We start from the raw sequence: 21,525 nt of genomic DNA, 5'->3' as shown, positions 1-21,525 counted from the left end.
ATCAAATATGTATCTTCCGACAACTATTACTGTTGGCACGCATAGTAAAATAGCTCGTAGTATTATTGAGAATCCATTGATGATATCGAAGTTGTATGAGATGAAAAATTTAATATGCAGTGATAATATTAGCAAGTTGAGTGATATAGCCCAGGCACTTAAATTATCTCGCAATGACATTCCTCTTCCAGGCGGAATAAGTGATTTGGAGCGTGAGAGGATTTTCTGGATAAAGAGTAATTTAAGTGTAATTCCTTTAAAAGAAGTAGAGGGGGCAATAAATGTTGATTGAAGTTGTAAAATTAATATTTCTCGAAAACGGATACGTGGAAAGGCCTGTTGAGCTAAACACACAGTTTACCTACTTTTTTGTCGTGCCTAAGCCAGAATTGCAAAAACAAGAATACTTCCTGGTGTTGGAAAAGAAAGATACAACTGCCACTGATATTGCTGAATTAGTGAAAGAAAAAGCAGACTTGTATTTTGATACTATTAGGAGATGTGATAAAGTTGATGAATCCTTTGAAAAAAATTGCACTATTATCCTCTGCTGTGAATCAAGCAAGATCGATCTTAATTCTATTTTGAGATTTGAGGAAGATCCTTATAACTTCAAGAAAAATGCAATCGAATACAGGGACGAGGAGCTTGTGAGCTGGAGATCTCATGTTTCAGGGGCTCTTACAGTTGAAAATCTTAACCACCTGGTTAACCCTGATCAAGGAGCAAGCTTTATAGCGTTTAAGACAACGAACAAGTTGGATTATTATTCATTGTTGATGAAGATATTTATCAAAATTCCTCTCGTCTACTATGAACCTCAAAGCACCAGTGCTTTATATGACATTTCTGATAAAATTCGCGATTGTCTCAACAAAGAATATGCTGCACAGTATGATTATCTTATTGCTGCGGATTGTGATTTAACTGACGATGTAGAAGTTGAGAATCTATTGCTTTCGAAATGGACGGCCAAATAATGGAAAATTTCACTATCGGCAGCATTTCAATGAAGAACTTTAAGCTTTTCGGGCCACATGGATATACAGTGAACTTCGCTGATGATCGACTCATTGTTTTTGACGGACCTAATGGCTATGGAAAGACCTCCGTTTTTGATGCAATTGAGCTCGCACTGACAGGAAACATCAGCAGATTTCATGCTATAGAAACTAATAGTTCTCCTAAAGATATTGTAGTCGCTCACAATAATAGTGCTGATGTTGAGGTTAAACTTGAGCTTAGGGGCACTGTCTCTTTGACAATTATTCGAAGAATTAAAAAGCCATTTCCAAAGAGTGCGACAAAAATTAAAAACTTTAAAGACCTTTGGAGTCTGTATAGGTTGGATGGAGCTAAGGAAGAAAGCATAACAGATGAAAAACTTCGTGAACTCCTAGGAGGAACAAACATTGGTCGAGATTTCCACCTCTTCCACTACGTGCAGCAAGAGGAGACTGCACATTTTTTAAAGGCAAATGATGAGAAAAAGCGCGCCGAAACAATAACACAATTGTTTGGCGATACCAAAAAAGAAGAAGAGTCACTGGCTAAAGTAACGGACCTCCTGAAAAAGGCCGTTGCAGTCTGTAAGAAATATGAATCTCAAAAGGAAGAGAAAGAGAAAGCTTACGGGTTATCTAATCTTAAAAGGGAGCTTGCTAATCAGAAGGCTGCGCCATACCTTTCCCTATTGCCGTGGTTAAAAGAGAGGGGCACCTCGCCGGAGTGGGATAGAGAGATGATTCCGCTCCTGACTTTACAGAAGAGAGATCAGATAATCACAGATCTCAGCAAAATCAAAGATTTGATATTACATCAGGACGTATTTCTTACTGACCGTACTTATGAACGTGTTCTGAGTGAAAATGAATTGATTCGCGGACTCATTGTGAGCGCGAAATACCTAGAAGACTACGAGATCATCCTGGAGCGTGCTGAAAACAAGGTGTTCCTTGAGAAAGTCCTAAGTAAACTTCATGTTACTTACTTAGATGATTTGGCATCATTCATAGATCTCGATAAAGCTTTTAAGCTTGTGAACTATCGTGATGGGATAGGCTTCACAGACACATTGCAGGCACTTCGTGTCGCTATAGCTCAAAACGTCGGTAATAATAAGCTTTACACGGAGCTGATTCAGTACCGCGAGGACCTTTGTAAGAAACATCATGAAGTAGATGGTCCTGATCGAAATAACTGTCCTATGTGTGGCAATGTTTACGACACCAGAAATTCGCTCTTCGATGCAATTTCAAAACACGGTGATTATTACAAGGGACTTCTGACTCAAGATAGTCATAGAGTTCTTTCGCTAAAAGATGAATTTGAAAAGGCTTTTCTTGCCCCGGTCAAAGCTCTAATAACTGGTTTTATCTCTGATCTTAATGCACCTGAACCAGAACTTGTCACTGAAATAAGGAAGGTATCTGGTCAGAAGCTACGAGTTATTGGCTTCGTGACTTGGTTGCAGTCACAAGATATAGAATTTGAGGATATATGCCTCGATTATAATCCGAGGCTGCGTATATTAGAAGTCGAATCTAGAGTAAACCTGTTACAACAACGTCTCAAAGCTAAGGCCCCCATAAAGAGCAACGAATATTTACAAGCCAACGAAGGGGCATCTTTTAATACTATATTCGAAATATTTTTTGAAAAAGATCGTTCTAAATTACAAAGTTTGGATCTAAGTGCAGTGGATAATAAAATTAAATATGTGCTAGATTTATATTACAATTCTGTTGAACAACAGGTAATAGAAATACATCAACTGGATGATAAGATACAAACTCTAAAGCAAAAACAAGAATATCTAAAGGTTATTAGAGATACTGTTCAGGCAGAGATAAGGTCTTACCAAAAAAAGCTAATAACTGATATTGAGATCCCGTTTTTCCTTTACTCAGGAAAAATTCTTCAGCTGCACCAAGCAGGTTTAGGCCGGGGTGTATTTATAAAAGATCCAGTCGAAAGTGAGGAATTAAAAAATATCAGACTTGTTTCAAATTGGGAAAGTGAACATGATATTCTGAATACCATGAGTTCAGGCCAGATTGCCGCTGTGGTTATATCTCTTACTTTGGCCCTCAATAGGGTTTATTCCAACCAATTTGGAACGCTACTTGTTGATGATCCAGTTCAGACAATGGACGATATTAATATGGTGTCATTAGTTGGACTCTTAAGGAATGAGTTTCCCAAGAAACAAGTTATTTTAGCAACACACGAAGAATCCGTGTCGCGATACTTTTTGTACAAATTTTTAAAATACGGCAATACCGTCCGAAAGGTTAATCTTATGGACCGGGAGGAATATCAGTTGAAAGCGTAGCTGTGATTGAATTTGATGATAAGCTATATTCGATTAGGCAAGGCGCAAGTTGCTCAGAAGTTGCTAGTTTAGCAATAACTTCAAAGTGGTTAACTACTTGAAGCCTCTTTCCGGCGGTGATCTTCTCTGTGCCCATATCTCCCCATAGGGGGCAGAGGGGATGCCTTTTAAAGACCGATTTTGAATTCTAATCTTCACGTACCCACTCTGGTGCCTTGATCAGATTCGTGAGGGGCGACCTTTCGTTTTTTCGCCGGAGTCTGCCCCTTCGGTTCCACTGCGCCCCCCGGTTCGTGTAACGGAACCATTTGCGGACACCGTGACGGTTTCTCCTATCTCCACGCGCTTGAGCCGCAGGGCTGTACCGGCGGCGACCGGCAGGACCACGATCTCTTCGTCCCGTTTCAGAAGCACCAGGAATTCTCCTTCCACCTTGCGGATCCCCGCGAAGACGGCGGGGCCTCTGGCTGCTGGGTCGTAGCGGCGGTGTTTCGGTTCGTCTGAGGCTTTCAGCCGAATGGCCTCGCGTTCGGCAATGTATTTCTCAGCGGCGGCCTGACCTGCCGTCACTTCTCCTAGCAGGGAAATGTCCCGTCGCACGCGGTGATCCGGTTTGGGTTCTTGCCGCTCCAAAGGATCAGGAACATCATGCGGCAGTAGCATCTGACCTCCGCCGGCCAAATGAAGCACACCGAGTTCTGACAGCTCTCGCAGACGATTCTGGCCTTGGGGCGGCGGCTTTCGTCCAATGCCTTCGACCTTCGGCTTGCAGTAATGGGCTGCGTGTCCACTTGTTTTCTCCCGGAGGATTCCGGATTCCAGCAGTTCCTTGCGATGGCGCTCCAATGCGGCATCGTCAAAGGTAATGGGCAATCTGCCGACGGCCGCCACCCGGACGACCTGTTCCTTGAAGGCTTCGGTACCGTTGACGGCGATGCAACTGCCATACTGTTCTGACGCCAAGAGTAGCGCGCCCTGAAGTCCCTCTATTGTGTACCCCCTCGAAATCTGAAGCCTGTCCCCGTCATCGCGTACCGCGGTCGAGCCGACGTGATAGATGACTGTCCCTTTTTTGGTGACGCCGTCCCGTTCTGCCACTACCGGTGCATTCTTCCGGCCGCCCTTGCCGGTTAAGGTGTTTCCCTTCAGGCCCGTTGCCGCATCGCGGGCGCGCAAAGCGGCTAGGGCCTCGGGGTCTCCCTCGACGGCCTTCGCCCTCAACCAGTCGGCCCATGAATGCCATGGGTATCTGCCATCGACGGCCACGCGCTCGGCTGTGCATTGCTTTTTGATTCTCCGGATATCCTCTCGCAGTGTGTTGTTGATCACGCCATAGAGGACTCTTTTAATAGCCCCGTTCGCTTTCACGGCCTTGATCTTATTTCGCTTTAGCTTTGCCATTCGTTTGGCCAAATCGACCAGACCCTCTTTGCGCTTCGCTATTTTGGTCTTTTCTGCCGCCCGCGCCGTCGCGGCTATTTGCTGGTCCTCCCGGTACTTCGCGTACAGCTTGGCGGAATCGTATCGGGAATGCATCGGCTGCGCTTGATAACGCCTGCCGCTTGTTTTTACTGCTTCGAGATTCGAGAGGTTCCGCAGGACGTTTTGTCTGTTCGGTTGGGGCATGGCGCCTATTTTGCCGGCGGGCTGCGATTGCGCCAGACGCGCCTGCATGGCCCGCATGGCCTCCACCTCGTCGAGCGGCTCAAAAGCCCCCAATCGTTTCTCCAACTTGCTTTTCGACAGTTCCCTTGAAACCGAACTGGCCTTAACGCCAAGGCTGTCACCGTCCGTGATGACGAGACCGTTGCCTCTTTCCTCAAGTTTCAACCCGCTGTTGGCCAGGATGGCGTGCAACTCGGCCCAACTTCTGGCTAGACGCAGCTCTTCGACACATTCGCGCTGGATCCACCCCAACAGGCTTTGCACCCCGGCCTGGTGCTCCATGTCGGCAGCACGGTTCTCGCTTCCATTCCTCAACACCTGGTGGTTGTCTGGTTGGAGACCGTATTGTTGTTCGAGTTTTTGGCAGAGTTTCGCCAGCGTTGTGTGATCATAGTAAGGATCGTGAATGGTGTGGCGTATCGGGTGAATCTTGTTAATCGCGATGTGAAAGTGCAGATTGTCCGTGTCGTTGTGGAGGACACAGACCCGCTGATGCTCGCTGTAACCTAATTCGTTGCAGATCCTCTCCTCGATCGCTTTCAAACTGGCGTCAACCGGTTCCTCCCCTGCACGAAAACTGACTATCAAGTGATAGGTTTTGTCTGATACCGCCCGTGTATTGCGAGCCTGGGTGTTGAGGACTTCGAGGATGGCGACCTGCCACTCTTCAGATTGACAGTTGCTGACGGTCACATAACCGAGACGTTGATGCTTTCCCTGCCTATCGGTTAGATACTTCACCAAACCACCGTAATCGCTCCTGCCCACGGACCTCATCGGTACCTTCTTCGCGATCATGCAGCGGCCTCCCGGGAACGTTGTTTTTAGCGGCTAAAAATTTCTTCACCGCGAGGCTTTTGGTAGGACCACGGTCCGCATGAGTTCCTGCATCTTGTCCTGAGTGTTTTCGATTTTGGCAAGGAGGGCACGGATGAGTCTCTCGCCGTACTGAGCCGTGCGCGGGTCGTCGGTGAGCCATAGCTTCAGTAGCCCGCCCAGACGGCCAAGATCCCCGTTGACACGGGCCAACTCCTCAACGCAATCACGGTCCAAAATGTTGTGAACCTGGTACCCCAAGCCCACGTTCCGCAGATAGGCGGCGACGGGTAGGCCGGTGGAAGCCGCCAACTTCTCGATAGCGGCTTTCTCGTCCGGTCGCACCGGGACGTGCAGTTGTTGCGCACGTGGCCTGTTCTTATCAGCCATGATGGCCTCTTTGAGGAGTACGACTTCAAGGGGGGGACGGCAGCAGCCGTCCAGCCTCGCAGAGCAGGGTACCCGTTGAGCACGTAGTGCGAATAAGGGGAAGTGAAGATAGTTAACCGGCTTGCCGGTTAGCTAACTTCACATATCCTGCCCCGCTCCGGACCGCGATTTTTCCGATACGGTTTTTCGACCTTCGCTATTTTACCGCAACGCTACATGGAATTAGTGATATTGAATTAGATTTTTACAAAATTCTGCAAGATCGGCTGTAGAATTTCGATGCCGCGGTAAAGTAGCGTTAAAGTAGCGGTAACGAAGCGGTAGCGTGGCTGTTGCAAAGGCGACAGCGTAGCGATTAAATAGCGGCAAATTCCGATGGGCAAAATGGGGTGGGCAGGCAGATGAAAACTCTCTCTGAACGCATAGCGGCCAGGGCAGTCGATAAAAAGCCGATTCTCTCCAATAAAAAACAGAACCGGGCCGTTTTCCTGACTTTGCGTCCCGACATCATACAGGCGCTCAACGACGGGTGGCCGGTCAGGGAAATCTGGGAAACCCTGCATGAGGAGGGAAAGGTGGCTTTCGGTTATTCCGCATTCTGCGGTTACACGAACCGCCTGATCCTGGCTCAGTCCAGCCGCCATCAGGAACCGCCTGTCAATGAGCTTTCCGAGGCACACAAACCGGCAAACACTGGTAAGAAGGCACCGGAAACAAAAGACACTCCCCAAATAAGCGGGTTCACCTTCAACCCTTCACCCAAGAAGGAGGACTTGATCTGATGGTTAAAGTCCATGTTGTGTTGCAGGTAAGGCATCTGACGTTCTTTTACTAGGGAGGAGGTCTCGCGTGGAGAACGATAAATTGATCAGGCGCAGACAGTTGTTGGAGCTGATCGGGATGAGCCATACGACGCAGTGGAGGTTGGAGAGGGCGGGGCGGTTCCCGGCGAGGGTGAGGATAGGGGCCGGATCGGTCGGCTGGCACTTGGCGGAGGTTGAGGAGTGGGTCAGGGAGCGGGAGAGGGTGCAAGGGGGCGCCCAGCAGGATAGGGGAGCTGGGACGCTGGAGGCGGGCGTTACCGTCGACGGCTTCCGTGGGAAGAGATGACCTGACCAAGCCCCCCCCCTTGCTTCGCAATAATTTTTCCTATAAGTTGTACCATCTCTCTGTCGCCCTCTTATAAAGTTGTGTTGAGCACCACTTTTGTTTTGAACCCAACCCCTAAAGGTGTATAGTATGCTTAACGAACCGTTGAAGCGAACCGAGACGAAGAAACTGATCCTATCCATCTTGAAAGACGGGGATGTCTCCTTTGCTCAACCCCACGCGCTGGAGCGGCTGGAAAAGCACGGCATGTCCACCCTGGATTGCCTGAACGTACTGCGCGGCGGGACCGTCGAGGAGGCGGAGTACGAAAACGGGGAGTGGCGCTACCGGGTGCACACCGGGAAGATGACGGTGGTGGTCCGGTTCGAGGACGAGACGGAATTGATGATCGTAACCGCATGGAGGATGCTGAAATGAGATGCCCGGTTTGCGAGCGAGCCGAGTTGGTGGAAAAGGTGCAGAACTACCACTACCGCGAATGCGGCCTCGGGAACGTGGTCCTTACAGGGATCACGGTGAGGAGTTGCCCGGAGTGCGGGGCGCTGGTGCCTAAGATACCCAGGATGGAGGCCCTGCACGACTGCATCGCCCATGCCCTGGTGAAGAAGGAAGAACGGCTCACTCCGGAAGAGATCGTATTCCTAAGGAAGTCGCTCGGCTGGTCAGGGGCCGATTTTGCCGACAACCTGCACTGCGACAAGTCCCAGGTCTCCAAGTGGGAGAACGGGCGGGTGCCGATGAGCAAGCAGAACGAGCTGCTCTTCCGCGAGATCGTCGCGCACGGCAAGAAGATCGCCGACTACAAAAGGACCGATGCGGTACGCAAGGAAGCGGGCAAGGTTGTCTCCCTCTTTGTCAGCATGGACGACAGTAAACGCCAGTGGACCGACGAGTGGAGGGAAGCGGCGTAGCGGTTCCCAAAAAAAGGGAAGGCGCCAGGCGCAAAAAGACCCGGTCACCTAGAAGTGGTGCCGGGTTTTTTTTATGGTTTGGTCAGTAGTGTCTGGATTTATTACGGCACCTATTACGGCACCTATTACGGCATGACAATGATTTCCTCGCCATATGGCGGCCGGGGGGGGCTTCAAAAGTTATTCAGCGATGGTTGGCTGAATTTTTTTTGCAGCGATTATTACAGCGATGAAACAAGGGCTTACGACCTGAGATCGTAAGCCCTTGTTTTTATTGGAGGCGGCAATCGGATTTGAACCGATGAATGAAGGATTTGCAGTCCTTTGCCTTACCACTTGGCCATGCCGCCTTGTGCATCGAAGGAACCCGTTTATAACCTGATTCCCTCGCTTGTGTCAATACGAAATTTTTATTTGGCTATTACCCTGACAAATTTGCTCAGGTAGTCTACGCCGCTCCAGATGGTTATGATCGTGGCGATCCAGAGATAGAACATGCCGACGTTGTGCATGTTCACCACCAGCAGGGGATGGTCGATGCCGAAGAACCAGTGGTAGTCGTAGTGCAGCAGAAGGCCGATGATCGCAACCAGTTGGAAGATGGTCTTGAACTTGCCCAGGTTGCTGGCCGGGATCACGATCCCCTCGGTGGAGGCGATGCCGCGCAGACCGGTGATGATCATCTCGCGCCCGAGTATCACCAGCACCATCCAGGCGGGCACCCGGTCGAAGGGGAGGATCATGATCAGCGCGGCCATGACGATCAGCTTGTCGGCGATCGGATCCAGGAACTTGCCGAACACGGTGACGATCTCCAGCTTCCTGGCCAGGTACCCGTCCAGCCAGTCGGTGACCGAGGCGGCGGCGAACAGGGCCGCGGCCCAGAAACCCGGCTCCCGCTCGGGCGAGAGCAAAAGGACGCACAGAAGCGGTATGGCGGCTATGCGCACCATGGTCAGGATGTTCGGGATGTTGAGGATCTGGGCTTGGGTGGAGGGCATGCGTTCGCCTTTGCGCTATCTATAGATGTTCCGGTAACTGAGTACCTTGGATACGTAAGTCTGGGTTTCGGGATAGGGGGGGACGCCGCCGTACTTGGCCACGGCGTTGAGGCCGCAGTTATAGGCAGCCACCGCCAGTGATTCGTTCCCCTTGAACGTGTCCAGCAGAAACCTGAGGTAGCGGACGCCACCGCGGATGTTGTCGGAGGGGTTGAAGGAATCGTTCACCTTGAGTCCCTGGGCGGTCTTGGGCATGAGCTGCATCAGCCCCTGTGCCCCCTTGGGCGAAACCGCGCTCGGGTTGTAGCCGCTTTCGGCGTGGATCACCGCCTTCACCAGCGAGCTGTCGACGCCGTACTCGCGGGAGCAGGAACTGATGATGGGCTCGAACTCGGCCGGGTTGCGGGCATAGCCTGAGAGCTTGAAGGCGGTCCTCAGCCTCTTGTCCTTCTTGATGTCCCGCATGAAGATCTTGAACCGTTTGTCGGTCGGGGCATCGGTGAAGTGAACGGTCCCGTCGGGATCCTCGTATTTATATATGTCGGCGCGAGCCGGTGCCGGAAGGCACCAAGACACCGCGGCAACTGTCAGGACGGCTGCCAGATAAACTCGGTGTGACTTAAAGCGCATGAGCTTCCTTTTTTTTAATGGGAAAGAAAAATCGCCCTCGAATTATATAGACCAATAAACATGATAATTCAAGGTCTAATGTGACGTTGGCGGGCTATAACCCGTCAAAAGTCTTGACAAAAATCTCGCTGGGATCAATAATTTGCGGGTTTTCCCGAGCCGGTTACGCGAAGAACGCAAGGTATCCGCGACGCACGCCAAGAAATCTCCTTTGAGGGCACAGGCCCAACGCTGCCGCCATGACCCCCTGAGCCTTTCCTGAAGTACTCGCGACTGCTGCACGGCTTCGTCTCATACTTTCGGTCTCAAGAAACGCCTAATCCAGCTTATCGGGGGGTAGTTGATGAAGGAAAAAACTGATTTTCTGGTAATCGGCAGCGGTATCGCGGGGCTTTCCTTCGCGCTGCAGGCTGCGGCCCACGGCAAGGTCGCGGTGGTTACCAAACAGGATATTTCGGAGTCGGCCACGAATTACGCGCAGGGGGGGATCGCCACGGTCTCCTCGGAAGAGGACACCTTCGATGCGCACGTGCAGGACACACTGGTCGCCGGCGCCGGCATCTGCCACGAGGACGTGGTGCGCATGGTGGTCGAGGAGGGCCCCAAGGTCATCCGCAACCTGATCGACTGGGGTGTGCAGTTCACCAAGAGCGGCGACGTCTACGACCTGACCCGCGAGGGGGGGCACAGCGCGCGGCGCATCCTGCACGCCGAGGACATCACCGGCCGCGAGATCGAGCGCGCCCTGGTCGAGGCTGCCAAAAGGCACGAGAACATCACCATCTACGAGAACCACATCGCCATCGACCTGGTGACCGAGTCGAAGGTGCTCAAGCAGAAGCTGGAGCACAACCGCTGCCTGGGCGCCCACGTGCTGGACAAGGAGTCGGGGGTGGTGAAGACCTTCGCCGCGCGCATCACGCTTCTTGCCTCGGGCGGCGCCGGCAAGGTGTATCTCTACACCTGCAACCCTGACGTGGCAACCGGCGACGGCGTCGCCATGGCCTATCGCGCCGGGGCGACCATCGCCAACATGGAATTCATGCAGTTCCACCCGACCACGCTGTACCACCCGAACGCCCGTTCCTTCCTGATCTCGGAGGCTGTGCGCGGCGAGGGTGCCGTCCTCAAGCGCCGCGACGGCACCGCCTTCATGGAGAAGTACCACCACCTGAAGGACCTGGCCCCGCGCGACATCGTGGCACGCGCCATCGACAACGAGATGAAGACCTACGGCGACGACTGCGTCTTTTTGGACATCAGGCACCGCGGCGCCGAGTACATCACTTCCCGCTTCCCCAACATCTACCAGACCTGCCTCGAGTACGGCATCGACATGACCCAGGAGATGCTCCCGGTGGTGCCGGCGGCGCATTACCTGTGCGGCGGCGTCCAGGTCGACTTCAACGCCGAGACCGACATCAAGCACCTCTACGCCATCGGCGAGGTGGCCTTCACCGGCCTGCACGGCGGCAACCGCCTGGCAAGCAACTCGCTTTTGGAGGCCGCCGTCTACGCCGGGCGCGCCTACGAGCACGCGGTGCAGGTGCTCAAGGACGAGGAGTTCTCCTTCCCGCTGATCCCCGAGTGGGACGCCGGCACAGCGACCAACTCGGACGAGATGGTGGTGGTGTCCCAGAACTGGGACGAGATCCGACGCTTCATGTGGAACTACGTCGGCATCGTGAGAAGCGACAAGCGCCTCGCGCGCGCCATGCGCCGCATCGAGCTGATCCAGGACGAGATCGAGGAGTACTACTGGAACTTCATCGTCACCTCCGACCTCATCGAACTGCGCAACATCGCCACCGTGGCCCAGTTGATCGTCGCCTGCGCGCAGATGAGGAAGGAGTCGCGCGGGCTCAACTACAACATCGATTACCCGGGCGTCGACGACCAGAACTGGAAGCGCGACACCCACATCAAGAAGAAGTTCTGAGGACCGCCATGGGCATTGACGAGATCAGGGACGAGATAGACAGGCTGGACAGCGAACTGCTGCGCATCTTCAACGAGCGCGCCTCCCTCGCCCTCAGGATAGGCGAGATCAAGAAGGGGCTCGACCTGCCGGTCTACGACCCCGCCAGGGAGAAGCGGATCTTTGCCCGGATGACGTCCGAGAACCATGGGCCACTGGACGACCAGGCCATCGTGCGGCTCTTCGAGAGGGTAATCGACGAATCGCGCCGCCTGGAGCGCATCATGACCCGAGGCGAACATTAAAGGGAGGTTTGCAGGTGCTGATCGTTATGCGTAAGACGGCCGACGAAAAGGCCCAGGAAGAGATCAAGTCGTACCTCATCGAGCGCGGCTTCGACATCCACCAGTCCACCGGCGCGAACCGGGTCATCATAGGGGTCATCGGCGACACCGAGAACCTCACCGAGTCGGACATCCAGGCTTTCCCGGGTGTCCTGCAGGTTGTGCGGATCGCCAAGGAAGAGTGATGCGCCTCAACATAAACGCATACCTGTCCGAGGCGATGAAGGGGAACGGCAGGAGCTTCGAGGAGAAGCGGGGCGCCTACCTCGCCGCGGCGCGCGAATTCCTCGAGCACTTCCGCGAGGAGTCCAAACGCTCGCACCGGGAAGGGGAGGACGGCATCTCGGTGGTGCAGTCCATCACGGCGATGACCGACGCCCTGGTGACCCGGCTTTTCACCGCGCTCTCGGACGACCTGCAGATGCACAAGAGCGGGCAGCTTGCCCTGATCGCCGTGGGGGGCTACGGGCGGCGCGAGCTGAACCCGTATTCCGACCTGGACCTCCTGTTCCTGTACAGCGGCAAGGACTCCAAGGTGGTCGAGGAGGCGGCGAACCGCCTGCTCTACTTCCTGTGGGACCTGCGCCTGGACGTGGGCTACTCCGTGCGCACCATCGCCGACTGCGTGGACATGGCCGCCAACGACGTCACCGTCAAGACGGCCCTTCTGGACTCGCGCCTGCTCATCGGCAGCGACCACCTCTATGGCGAGCTGAAGAAGATGATGGTCACCCAGGTGCTCGCCAAGAGAAGCGACGCCTTCATCAACGAGAAGCTCGAGGAACTCAGGAAGAGGCGCGAGAAGTACGGCTCCAGCGTCTACATCCTGGAACCCAACATCAAGGAAGGGGAGGGGTGCCTCAGGGACCTGCACACCGCGATGTGGGTCGCCAAGATAAAATACAAGGTGGACGAGCCGCGCGAGCTGGTCATCAAGGGGGTCCTCTCCGAGGAGGAGCTCGGGATGTACTACAGCTCGCTCTCCTACCTGTGGCGCATCCGTAACGAGCTGCACTACCTGGCCGGCAGGAAGAACGACCAGCTCACCTTCGAGGCCCAGACCTCCATCGCCCGCTTCTTCGGCTACGAAGACAAGGGAAAGACCCTCGCCGTCGAGCAGTTCATGCAGGACTTCTACCTGCACGCCAACCGCGTCGAGCACTTCAGTTCCCTCCTCATCACCAAGTGCAGCCAGCGCGAGGATTCCACCCGCAAGATCCTGGGGTACTTCACCCGCCGCCCGGTGGGGGACGGGTTCTACGTCATGAAGGGGGAACTGGTGGTCCCGGACGAAACCGTGGTCGACAAGGACCCGGTGCGGCTCATCAAGATCTTCGAGCACGCCCAGAAGCAGGGGGTGGCGCTCGCCCTCGGCACCAAGACCCTGATCCGCAACAGCCTGGACCTGGTGAACGACAAGTTCCGCCGTTCCAAGGAGGCCAACGCCTCCTTCTTCAACATCCTGCAGTCCGAGAAGAAGGTCTATGACACCCTGCAACAGATGCACCACCTCGGCTTTCTGAATCGCTTCATCCCCGAGTTCGAGCGGATCTACTGCAAGGTGCAGCACGACGTCTACCATATCTACACGGTCGACACCCACACCCTGTTCGCGGTGGAGGAGCTCGCCAAGCTCTGGCGCGGCGAGCACAAGACCACCTTGCCGCTGTTGACCCAGCTCGCCATGGAGGTCGACAAGCGCTGGCTGCTGCTCCTCGCCGTCCTTTTGCACGACGTCGGCAAGGGGGGAGGGGGCGGCCACGCCGAGCTGGGAGCCGAGCTTTCCAAGACCATCGCTCGCCGCATGGGTCTTTCCAAGGAGGACTCCGAGCGGCTGCAGTTTCTGGTGCGGCAGCACCTCCTTCTGGCGCACATAGCCCAGCGGCGCGACCTGCACGACGAACGGATGATCATCCAGTTCGCCCGCCAGATGGAGAAGAGCGAGAACCTGAAGATGCTCTACCTCCTCACCTACGCCGACATCAAGGCGGTGGGGCCGGAAGTCTGGACCGAGTGGAAGGCGCTCCTGTTGCAGGAACTCTACGAGAAGGCCTTCCAGGTGCTCGAGCGGGGCGACTTCAAGCTGGAGGCCTCCGGCGACCGGGTGCGCCGCGTGAAGCGAACCGTCTTCGACCTCCTGGCGGACGACTACCCCGGGCAGCTCATCAAGGACGAGCTCCAGGCGCTCACCACCAGGCACCTGCTCTCCTACGCCCCGGAGATCATCGCCGGGCACGTGCGCACGCTGCTCGCGCTTCCCAGCAAGCTGCTGGTGCTGCAGGTTTCCCACGAGGTGGAGAAGGGATACACCAACTGCACCGTCTGCACCTTCGACATCCCCGGCCTCTTCTCCATGATCACCGGGGTGATGGCGGCCAACGGCATGAACATCCTCGGGGCGCAGATCCACACCAACACCAACGAAAAGGTGCTGGACATCCTGCAGGTGAACTCGCCGCAGGGGTTCGTGATCACCGAGGAGAGCCGCTGGGCCCGCTTCGAGTCCGATCTGAGGCAGGTGCTGGAAGGTAAGGTCCGGGTCGGGCAACTGGTGGCCAAGCGGCATCGCCCCAGCATCCTCACCGAAAAGGCGAAGCCGACCGTGCCGGCGCGGGTGGAGATCGACAACGAGGTCTCTTCCGATTACACGGTCATCGACATCTACGCCCACGACAAGGTGGGGCTTTTGTACAGCATCACCAGCACGCTGACGAGACTCGGGCTCTACATCGGGGTGTCCAAGATCTCCACCAAGGTGGACCAGGTCGCCGACGTGTTCTACGTCAAGAACATCTTCGGGCAGAAGATCTCGGAGCCGGGCAAGCTCGAGGAGATCCGCAAGGAGCTCCTCGCCGCAGTCGACGGCTAGTGGACCGGTACCTCGACCTCTTTCTGAACTACCTCCTGGTCGAGAAGGGGGCCGCGGCCAACACGGTCGCCGCCTACAGTCGCGATCTGACCCGCTACCTCGCCCACCTCGGGGAGCGGGAGCCGGGTGAAATCCGTCCCAGCGACGTCACCGGCTACCTGGCCAAGCTCAAAGGGGAGGGGATCTCCCCCAGAAGTCGCGCTCGTGCGCTTTCCGCGCTCAGGATGCTGCACCGCTTCCTGGTCCGGGAGGGGTACTGCGAGGTGAATCCCACCTCGATCGTGGAGGCGCCGAAGGGGCTCCTGAAGCTTCCGACCGTTCTCAGCTCGCGCGAGGTGGAGGCGCTTTTGTCGTCGCCGTTGGACACCGGAGCCATCGAACTGCGCGACAAGGCGATGCTGGAGCTGCTCTACGCCACCGGGCTGAGGGTTTCCGAGCTGGTGGGGCTGAAGATTGGTGACGTCAACATCGACGCCGGCTACCTGATGACCATCGGCAAGGGCGACAAGGAGCGGCTCATCCCGATGGGGGAGAGCGCCTGCCGTGCAGTGGGGGAATACCTGGAGCAGGCGCGCCAGGAGCTCTTGAGGCAAAAGAGCTCGCCGTTGCTCTTCTTGAGCCGGCTGGGGGAGGGGATGACCCGGCAGGCCTTCTGGAACATCGTCAAGAAGAGGGCCCTGCAGGCGGGCGTCAGGAGCGGCATCTCGCCGCACACCCTGCGCCACTCCTTCGCCACGCACCTGCTTGAGAACGGCGCCGACCTGAGGAGCGTGCAGATCATGCTGGGGCACGCCGACCTCTCGACGACGCAGATCTACACCCACGTGACTCGGGAAAGGCTGAAGAGGCTGCACGAGAAGGCGCACCCCAGGGGATAAACAAAGAGCCTCACGCAAAGCCGCAAAGGCGCGAAGATACCTAGAAAGGCAGGTGATTCTAAAGCGTTTCACCCTTTGCGTCTTGGCGGCTTTGCGTGACAGATTGTGTTTCACTCTAACCACAGATTACTGATAAAGGATGGATGCTATGAAGTACGTTGTGTTGCTCGGGGACGGGATGTCGGACCAGCCGGTCGGGGCTTTGGAAGGGAAAACGCCGCTGCAGGCGGCTAAGACGCCTAACATGGATTTCATGGCCAAGCGCGGCACGCTGGGGCTCGCCCACACAGTGCCGGAAGGGTACGCTCCCGGCTCGGACGTCGCCAACCTCTCCATGTTCGGCTACAACCCGGTCGACTGCTACACCGGTCGCTCGCCTTTGGAGGCGGCCAGCATGGGCGTCTCCCTCGGCCCCGACGACGTCGCCTTCCGCCTCAACCTGGTGCACCTGGAGGCACGCGGCGGCAAGCTGATCATGGAGGACTACTCCGCCGGCCACATCTCCTCCGCCGACGGACGTGAACTGGTCGAGGAACTGCAGCGCCAGCTCGGTAACGAGGAATTCTCCTTCCACCCCGGCGTCAGCTACCGCCACCTCATGGTCTGGCACGGCGGCAGGACCCAGATCAAGATGACGCCCCCCCACGACATCTCCGGGCAGGACATCACCAGCCACATGCCCTCCGGCGAGGGTGCCGACAAGCTCATCTACCTGATGAACTCCTCGCAGATGATCTTCCACAACCACCCGCAGTACAAGCGCCGCGCCGTCAACGGCGAGGTGCCTGCCAACTCAATATGGCTGTGGGGGCACGGCAAGGCTCCGGCCATGGAAGGGTTCGGCGCGCGCTACGGCCTGACCGGCGCAGTGATCTCCGCGGTCGATCTCATCAAGGGGATCGGCGTGTACGCCGGCCTCGACATCATCAACGTCCCCGGCGCCACCGGCTACCTCGACACCAACTTCGAGGGCAAGGCTCAGGCCGCCATCGACGCGCTCAAGGAGCACGACTTCGTGTTCGTGCACGTGGAGGCCCCTGACGAGGCTTCCCACTCCGGCAAGCTCGCCGATAAGATCAAGGCCATCGAGCTCTTCGACGAGAAGGTGGTGGGACCGGTACTCCAGGGGGTGAAGCAGTTCGGCGAATACCGCATCCTCTGCGCGCCTGACCATCCCACCCCGATCACCCTGATGACCCACAGCTCCGATCCGGTTCCCTTCGTGATCTACTCCGGCGAGGAGAAGGAGAACGCCGGCGTGGCCGGCTACGACGAGATTGCCGCGGCTGCGACCGGCCTCAAGGTCGCTCCGGGGTACAAGCTGATGGAGATGCTGCTGGGGCGGTAACGGGGGCCGGAATGCCAAAGGGACGATCCCCTTCGGGCTCCGGCGGCTGGGCAAATAATTATTTGCCCCTACAGACAGAAACGTGATCACGGCAGGGGCGAAGAATCATTCGCCCCTTACCTGTTCCCTCACATTAAGCGTTGACAACCGCTTGGCGACGGGTTTTAATGACCGTCTCTGAGTTGTCAGATAGTGCGATGATGCCTTCGGGCGATACCATATCAAGCTTCAGGAGGAATTAATGAATCCATTAGCCGCGGAGTTAAACGAGTCTCTAGCCCAGCACAGCCCCCATGTTCTGGAGATGCTGTCGGATCTCGGCAAGAACCTCTTCTTCCCCAAGGGAATCCTTACCCAGTCGGCTGAAGCCAAGGAAAAAGCCCACAAGTTCAACGCCACCATCGGCATCGCCACCGAGAACGGCGGCCCGATGTACCTCTCCTGCATCCAGGACAAGCTCTCCTCCTTCGATCCGAAGGACATCTACCCGTACGCACCGCCGGCGGGGAAGCCCGAGCTGCGCGCCCTGTGGCGCGAGAAGATGCTGCGTGAGAACCCGAGCCAGGTGGGCAAGCATTTCAGCAGCCCCATCGTCACCAACGCGCTTACCCACGGCCTCTCCATCGTCGCCGACATGTTCGTCGACAAGGGGGATCACCTGATCCTTCCGGACATGCTCTGGGGCAACTACAACCTCACCTTCGGCACCTGCAGCGGCGCCATCGTGAAGAAGTACCCGACCTTCACCGCCAAGGGCGGCTACGACGTCGACGCCTTCAAGGCCACCCTGCAGAACTCCGCCGAGGAGAAGGGGAAGGTCGTCGTGCTGCTGAACTTCCCGAACAACCCGAGCGGCTACACCCCGACCGTCGCCGAGGGTGACGCCCTGGTTGCCGCCATCAAGGAAGTCGCCGAGGGTGGCTGCAACGTGGTTGCCATCACCGACGACGCCTACTTCGGCCTGTTCTACGAGGACAGCCTCAAGGAATCTCTCTTCGGCAAGCTGGCGAACCTCCATCCGCGCATCCTCGCGGTCAAGCTGGACGGCGCCACCAAGGAAGAGTTCGTCTGGGGCTTCCGCACCGGCTTCATCACCTTCGCCGACGGTCACGACTACGAGAACGCGCCGGTCATGACCGCCCTCGAGAAGAAGGCGATGGGGATCATCCGCGCCCGCATCTCCAACTGCCCGCATCCCTCCCAGACCTTCGTCATCGAGGCGCTGCGCTCCCCCGACTTCTTGAAGCAGAAGGAGGAGAAGTTCCAGATCATGAAGGGACGCGCGCTTAAGACCAAGGAAGTACTGAACAGCGGCAAGTACGATGCAGCCTGGGATTACTACCCGTTCAACTCCGGCTACTTCATGTGCCTCAAGCTGAAGACCGTCGATGCCGAGAAGCTGCGCCTGCACCTGTTGGACAAGTACGGCGTCGGCGCCATCTCCACCACCAAGACCGACCTCCGCATCGCCTTCTCCTGCATCGCCGAGCAGGACATCCCGGAGCTCTTCGACATCATCTACAAGGGTGTGCAGGACCTGGCGTAAATTGACTGCTGTTCCAGGTTCTACGTTCTAAGTTCTACGTTTTACCGTAAAAAAAGCCCCTGACCGCATGCGCGGCAGGGGCTTTTTTCGTGGCTGTTACTCTTTGGGGAAGGGGGCTTTCCATCCCCTCGCCCTGTGGGAGAGGGTCGGGGTGAGGGATAGCCACGGTAGGAGCGGAGGGCGGCGCAATGAAGAAGGGGCTCCCCTATTGCAGAGGAGCCCCTTTTTGAGGAGAGGTTCTAGCGTAGAACCTAGACCGGCCGTTTAGTCTATCAGCTTGCCGATTGCGTTGAAGCGCGGCCGCATCTTGTCCTTGTCCCAGGACCAGTACTTGATGAAGGCGAGCCCCTTGATCTTGTCCATCTTCACGAAACCCCAGAAGCGGCTGTCGTAGGAGCGGTCGCGGTTGTCACCCATGACGAAGTAGGAGTCGGCGGGGACGGTGACAGGATCCTTGAAGTCCCTCGGGTTGTACTCCTTGGGTACGGTATCCGGCTCCTTGTGCACTTCGTGCGGGTTGGCGTAGAGCTTCCCGTTCACGTAGACGCGCTTGTTCTTCACCTCGACTACGTCGCCAGGGACGCCGACGACGCGCTTGATGAAGTCCTTGGTGGGGTCCTCGGGGTACTCGAAGACGATGACGTCGCCCTGCCTCGGGGAACGGATCTTGAGGATGCGCCCGTCAAGCCCGGGGATCTTGGTGCCGTAGATGAACTTGTTGACCAGCAGGTGGTCCCCGATGGCCAGGGTGTCTTCCATGGAGCCGGAGGGGATCTTAAACGCCTGCACGATGAAGGTGCGGATGACCATGGCCAACAGCACCGCGATGACGATCGATTCGAGGTATTCACGGGCGATGTGCTTGCCCTTGGCGGGCTTCACTTCGTTGGCCGGTTCGGTGGGTTTATCTTCGCAGACGTTTTTGTAATCTTCCATGTGTAGTTATTTCCTTTTTAACCTTCGACTTTCAGGATGGCAAGGAACGCCTCCTGCGGCAGTTCCACGTTGCCCACGTTCTTCATGCGCTTCTTCCCTTCCTTCTGCTTCTCCAGGAGTTTGCGCTTTCTGGTGATGTCGCCGCCGTAGCACTTGGCCAAGACGTCCTTCCGCATCGCCTTCACCGTCTCGCGGGCGATGACCTTGGTGCCGACCGCCGCCTGGATGGCGATCTCGAACATCTGGCGCGGGATCAGTTCCTTCATCTTGGAGACCAGCTCGCGTCCGCGGTAGTAGGCCTTGTCCTTGTGGATGATCAGAGACAGGGCGTCGACCACCTCGCCGTTGATCATGATGTTCAGGCGCACCAGTTCGCTCTGGCGGTAGTCGAGCAGCTCGTAGTCCAGCGAGGCGTATCCCTTGGTGATCGACTTCAGACGGTCGTAGAAATCGAGCACCACCTCGTTCAGCGGAAGCTCGTACACCACCATGACGCGGGTCGGGGTCAGGTACTTGATCTCGCGCTGCACGCCGCGCTTCTCCTCGCAAAGTGCCAGGATCCCCCCCACGAATTCGTTGGGGACGTGGATGGAGGCGAGGATGAACGGCTCCTCGACGTAGGCGATCTCCTGGGTCTGCGGGAGCTGGTTCGCGCTCTGGATATGGATCATGTTGCCGTCGGTCCCGTGCACGCGGTAAACGACGGTGGGGGCTGTGGTGATGAGTTCGAGGTTGAACTCGCGCTCCAGGCGCTCCTGGATGATCTCCATGTGCAAAAGCCCGAGGAAGCCGCAGCGGAAGCCGAAGCCGAGCGCGAGCGAGGTCTCGGGGTCGTACGAGAAGGAGGAATCGTTCAGCTTGAGCTTCGCGAGCGCGTCGCGCAGGCTCTCGTACTGCGAGGTGTCGATCGGGTAAAGCCCGGAGAACACCATCGGCTTCACTTCCTTGTAGCCGGGAAGCGCAGCGTCGCAGGGGTTGTGCAGGAGCGTCACGGTGTCGCCTACCTTGGCGTCGGCGACTTCCCTGATCCCGGCGATGATGAAACCTACCTCGCCTGCGGTGAGGGCGGGCACCTCGCGCATGTCGGGAGAGAAGACGCCGGCCTTCAGCACCTCGTAGCTCTTCCGGTTCGACATGAGCTGGATCTTGTCGCCCTTTTTCACGATGCCGTCCACGATGCGCACCAGGATGATGACCCCCTGGTACTGGTCGTACCACGAGTCGAACAGGAGCGCCTTGAGCGGCTTGTTCGGGTCGCCCTGCGGCGGCGGGATCTTCTTGACGATCTCTTCCAGGATCTCCTTGGTGCCGATCCCTTCCTTGGCGCTGGCGAGCACGGCGTCATGGGTATCCAGGCCGATGATCTCCTCGATCTCGGCCTTGACCCGGTCCGGTTCTGCGGCGGGGAGGTCGATCTTGTTCAGCACCACGAACACCTCGAGGTTCGCGTCCAGGGCCAGGTAGACGTTGGCGAGCGTCTGGGCCTCGACCCCCTGCGAGGCGTCGACCACGAGGAGCCCCCCTTCGCAGGCGGTCAGCGAACGGGAGACCTCGTAGGTGAAGTCGACGTGCCCCGGGGTGTCGATCAGGTTGAGTATGTAGTCCTTACCGTCGTCGGCCCGGTAGTTGAGCCGGACGGTCTGGGCCTTGATGGTGATGCCGCGTTCCCGCTCCAGGTCCATCTTGTCCAGGAACTGGTCCTGCTTCTCACGTGCGGAGAGAGCACCGGTGAATTCGAGAAGGCGGTCGGCGATGGTGGATTTGCCGTGATCGATGTGGGCGATGATGGAAAAATTGCGGATATGCTCGAGTACCATATTGTCCTTTAT

General features: G+C 56.5%; 20 protein-coding genes and 1 tRNA gene. 14 read left to right on the top strand and 7 right to left on the bottom strand.

Going from position 1 to position 21,525, the window contains the following annotated elements; all coding sequences use genetic code 11:
• The first annotated feature begins 79 nt into the window (after window positions 1–79).
• From KP003_RS10810 to KP003_RS10800, 3 genes are read left to right on the top strand one after another with little or no spacing between them, the layout of a single operon-like run.
• Window positions 80–292: a hypothetical protein gene (locus KP003_RS10810; RefSeq protein WP_217299589.1), complete on the top strand. Its 213-nt coding sequence runs from the start codon at window positions 80–82 to the stop codon at window positions 290–292.
• Window positions 282–980 carry an ABC-three component system middle component 1 gene (locus KP003_RS10805; RefSeq protein ID WP_217299588.1) on the top strand — a complete coding sequence of 233 codons (699 nt, stop codon included), beginning with the start codon at window positions 282–284 and terminating at the stop codon, window positions 978–980. The genes KP003_RS10810 and KP003_RS10805 overlap by 11 nt, the downstream gene beginning before the upstream one ends.
• The gene (locus KP003_RS10800) at window positions 980–3,334 is read left to right on the top strand and encodes an ATP-binding protein (RefSeq protein WP_217299587.1); all 2,355 of its coding nucleotides are present in this window, start codon (window positions 980–982) and stop codon (window positions 3,332–3,334) included. Before KP003_RS10805 ends, KP003_RS10800 begins: the two co-directional genes overlap by 1 nt.
• Before the next feature lie 219 nt (window positions 3,335–3,553).
• Here KP003_RS10800 and traI read toward each other — a convergent pair whose 3' ends face one another.
• Entirely contained in the window at window positions 3,554–5,797 is a 2,244-nt protein-coding gene (gene traI, locus KP003_RS10795) for a TraI/MobA(P) family conjugative relaxase (RefSeq protein WP_217299586.1), read from the bottom strand.
• A 45-nt stretch (window positions 5,798–5,842) separates the two neighbouring features.
• On the bottom strand, window positions 5,843–6,205 hold the full coding sequence (gene traJ, locus KP003_RS10790; protein WP_217299585.1) for a conjugal transfer transcriptional regulator TraJ: 363 nt from the start codon (window positions 6,203–6,205) through the stop codon (window positions 5,843–5,845).
• A gap of 401 nt (window positions 6,206–6,606) precedes the next feature.
• Between traJ and KP003_RS21620 the strand changes: the two genes are divergently transcribed.
• The 4 genes from KP003_RS21620 (at window position 6,607) to KP003_RS10770 (ending at window position 8,226) form a co-directional block, all read left to right on the top strand.
• The gene (locus KP003_RS21620) at window positions 6,607–6,987 is read left to right on the top strand and encodes a TraK family protein (RefSeq protein WP_217299584.1); all 381 of its coding nucleotides are present in this window, start codon (window positions 6,607–6,609) and stop codon (window positions 6,985–6,987) included.
• Between the two features lie 67 nt (window positions 6,988–7,054).
• Window positions 7,055–7,315 (top strand): helix-turn-helix transcriptional regulator, encoded by a 261-nt coding sequence (locus tag KP003_RS10780; RefSeq protein WP_217299583.1) that lies wholly within the window; start codon window positions 7,055–7,057, stop codon window positions 7,313–7,315.
• 129 nt (window positions 7,316–7,444) lie between these two features.
• Window positions 7,445–7,732 carry a DUF4258 domain-containing protein gene (locus KP003_RS10775; protein WP_216510595.1) on the top strand — a complete coding sequence of 96 codons (288 nt, stop codon included), beginning with the start codon at window positions 7,445–7,447 and terminating at the stop codon, window positions 7,730–7,732.
• Window positions 7,729–8,226: a type II TA system antitoxin MqsA family protein gene (locus tag KP003_RS10770; protein ID WP_217299582.1), complete on the top strand. Its 498-nt coding sequence runs from the start codon at window positions 7,729–7,731 to the stop codon at window positions 8,224–8,226. The genes KP003_RS10775 and KP003_RS10770 overlap by 4 nt, the downstream gene beginning before the upstream one ends.
• 275 nt (window positions 8,227–8,501) lie before the next feature.
• Here KP003_RS10770 and KP003_RS10765 read toward each other — a convergent pair.
• The 3 genes from KP003_RS10765 to KP003_RS10755 form a co-directional block, all read right to left on the bottom strand.
• Window positions 8,502–8,576, bottom strand: a tRNA-Cys gene (locus KP003_RS10765).
• Window positions 8,577–8,636: 60 nt separating this feature from the next.
• On the bottom strand, window positions 8,637–9,227 hold the full coding sequence (gene pgsA, locus KP003_RS10760; RefSeq protein ID WP_216499074.1) for a CDP-diacylglycerol--glycerol-3-phosphate 3-phosphatidyltransferase: 591 nt from the start codon (window positions 9,225–9,227) through the stop codon (window positions 8,637–8,639).
• A 15-nt stretch (window positions 9,228–9,242) separates the two neighbouring features.
• A complete protein-coding gene (locus KP003_RS10755; RefSeq protein WP_216499073.1) occupies window positions 9,243–9,857 on the bottom strand; it encodes a lytic transglycosylase domain-containing protein in 615 nt (204 codons plus the stop codon).
• A 343-nt stretch (window positions 9,858–10,200) separates the two neighbouring features.
• Here KP003_RS10755 and nadB point away from each other — a divergent pair, with 343 nt between their 5' ends.
• The 7 genes from nadB to KP003_RS10720 all read left to right on the top strand — a co-directional run bounded on the left by nadB (window position 10,201) and on the right by KP003_RS10720 (window position 18,760).
• On the top strand, window positions 10,201–11,796 hold the full coding sequence (gene nadB / locus KP003_RS10750; protein ID WP_216788280.1) for an L-aspartate oxidase: 1,596 nt from the start codon (window positions 10,201–10,203) through the stop codon (window positions 11,794–11,796).
• 8 nt (window positions 11,797–11,804) lie between these two features.
• On the top strand, window positions 11,805–12,080 hold the full coding sequence (locus tag KP003_RS10745; RefSeq protein WP_216788279.1) for a chorismate mutase: 276 nt from the start codon (window positions 11,805–11,807) through the stop codon (window positions 12,078–12,080).
• Window positions 12,081–12,094: 14 nt separating this feature from the next.
• A complete protein-coding gene (locus KP003_RS10740) occupies window positions 12,095–12,304 on the top strand; it encodes a hypothetical protein (protein ID WP_216788278.1) in 210 nt (69 codons plus the stop codon).
• Entirely contained in the window at window positions 12,304–14,988 is a 2,685-nt protein-coding gene (gene glnD / locus KP003_RS10735; RefSeq protein ID WP_216499069.1) for a [protein-PII] uridylyltransferase, read from the top strand. Before KP003_RS10740 ends, glnD begins: the two co-directional genes overlap by 1 nt.
• On the top strand, window positions 14,988–15,866 hold the full coding sequence (gene xerD / locus KP003_RS10730) for a site-specific tyrosine recombinase XerD (protein ID WP_217299581.1): 879 nt from the start codon (window positions 14,988–14,990) through the stop codon (window positions 15,864–15,866). The genes glnD and xerD overlap by 1 nt, the downstream gene beginning before the upstream one ends.
• A gap of 148 nt (window positions 15,867–16,014) precedes the next feature.
• Window positions 16,015–17,214 carry a cofactor-independent phosphoglycerate mutase gene (locus KP003_RS10725; protein ID WP_216499067.1) on the top strand — a complete coding sequence of 400 codons (1,200 nt, stop codon included), beginning with the start codon at window positions 16,015–16,017 and terminating at the stop codon, window positions 17,212–17,214.
• Between the two features lie 241 nt (window positions 17,215–17,455).
• Window positions 17,456–18,760 (top strand): aminotransferase class I/II-fold pyridoxal phosphate-dependent enzyme, encoded by a 1,305-nt coding sequence (locus tag KP003_RS10720; protein WP_216499066.1) that lies wholly within the window; start codon window positions 17,456–17,458, stop codon window positions 18,758–18,760.
• Between the two features lie 264 nt (window positions 18,761–19,024).
• Here the strand turns inward: KP003_RS10720 and lepB are convergent, their stop codons facing one another.
• Window positions 19,025–19,696 carry a signal peptidase I gene (lepB, locus tag KP003_RS10715; protein ID WP_216499065.1) on the bottom strand — a complete coding sequence of 224 codons (672 nt, stop codon included), beginning with the start codon at window positions 19,694–19,696 and terminating at the stop codon, window positions 19,025–19,027.
• A gap of 17 nt (window positions 19,697–19,713) precedes the next feature.
• Window positions 19,714–21,513, bottom strand: a complete 1,800-nt coding sequence (gene lepA, locus KP003_RS10710; RefSeq protein ID WP_216499064.1) for a translation elongation factor 4 — start codon at window positions 21,511–21,513, stop codon at window positions 19,714–19,716.
• Window positions 21,514–21,525 lie beyond the last annotated feature (12 nt).

Source organism: Geomonas diazotrophica, from assembly GCF_019063885.1.
GTDB classification, from domain to species: Bacteria; Desulfobacterota; Desulfuromonadia; order Geobacterales; family Geobacteraceae; genus Geomonas; species Geomonas diazotrophica.
The sequence above is the reverse complement of the archived record's forward strand: the minus strand, read 5'-3'. Positions and strand labels throughout refer to the sequence as shown.

What these genes read in the sequence shown, in the direction of transcription:
- KP003_RS10755 (WP_216499073.1), bottom strand. Translation starts at nt 9,857, where the DNA reads ATGCGCTTTAAGTCACACCGAGTTTATCTGGCAGCCGTCCTGACAGTT.
- pgsA (WP_216499074.1), bottom strand. Translation starts at nt 9,227, where the DNA reads ATGCCCTCCACCCAAGCCCAGATCCTCAACATCCCGAACATCCTGACC.
- KP003_RS10745 (WP_216788279.1), top strand. Translation starts at nt 11,805, where the DNA reads ATGGGCATTGACGAGATCAGGGACGAGATAGACAGGCTGGACAGCGAA.
- lepA (WP_216499064.1), bottom strand. Translation starts at nt 21,513, where the DNA reads ATGGTACTCGAGCATATCCGCAATTTTTCCATCATCGCCCACATCGAT.
- KP003_RS10800 (WP_217299587.1), top strand. Translation starts at nt 980, where the DNA reads ATGGAAAATTTCACTATCGGCAGCATTTCAATGAAGAACTTTAAGCTT.
- KP003_RS10805 (WP_217299588.1), top strand. Translation starts at nt 282, where the DNA reads ATGTTGATTGAAGTTGTAAAATTAATATTTCTCGAAAACGGATACGTG.
- glnD (WP_216499069.1), top strand. Translation starts at nt 12,304, where the DNA reads ATGCGCCTCAACATAAACGCATACCTGTCCGAGGCGATGAAGGGGAAC.
- KP003_RS10725 (WP_216499067.1), top strand. Translation starts at nt 16,015, where the DNA reads ATGAAGTACGTTGTGTTGCTCGGGGACGGGATGTCGGACCAGCCGGTC.
- KP003_RS21620 (WP_217299584.1), top strand. Translation starts at nt 6,607, where the DNA reads ATGAAAACTCTCTCTGAACGCATAGCGGCCAGGGCAGTCGATAAAAAG.
- lepB (WP_216499065.1), bottom strand. Translation starts at nt 19,696, where the DNA reads ATGGAAGATTACAAAAACGTCTGCGAAGATAAACCCACCGAACCGGCC.
- traJ (WP_217299585.1), bottom strand. Translation starts at nt 6,205, where the DNA reads ATGGCTGATAAGAACAGGCCACGTGCGCAACAACTGCACGTCCCGGTG.
- KP003_RS10720 (WP_216499066.1), top strand. Translation starts at nt 17,456, where the DNA reads ATGAATCCATTAGCCGCGGAGTTAAACGAGTCTCTAGCCCAGCACAGC.
- traI (WP_217299586.1), bottom strand. Translation starts at nt 5,797, where the DNA reads ATGATCGCGAAGAAGGTACCGATGAGGTCCGTGGGCAGGAGCGATTAC.
- KP003_RS10810 (WP_217299589.1), top strand. Translation starts at nt 80, where the DNA reads ATGATATCGAAGTTGTATGAGATGAAAAATTTAATATGCAGTGATAAT.
- KP003_RS10775 (WP_216510595.1), top strand. Translation starts at nt 7,445, where the DNA reads ATGCTTAACGAACCGTTGAAGCGAACCGAGACGAAGAAACTGATCCTA.
- KP003_RS10770 (WP_217299582.1), top strand. Translation starts at nt 7,729, where the DNA reads ATGAGATGCCCGGTTTGCGAGCGAGCCGAGTTGGTGGAAAAGGTGCAG.
- nadB (WP_216788280.1), top strand. Translation starts at nt 10,201, where the DNA reads ATGAAGGAAAAAACTGATTTTCTGGTAATCGGCAGCGGTATCGCGGGG.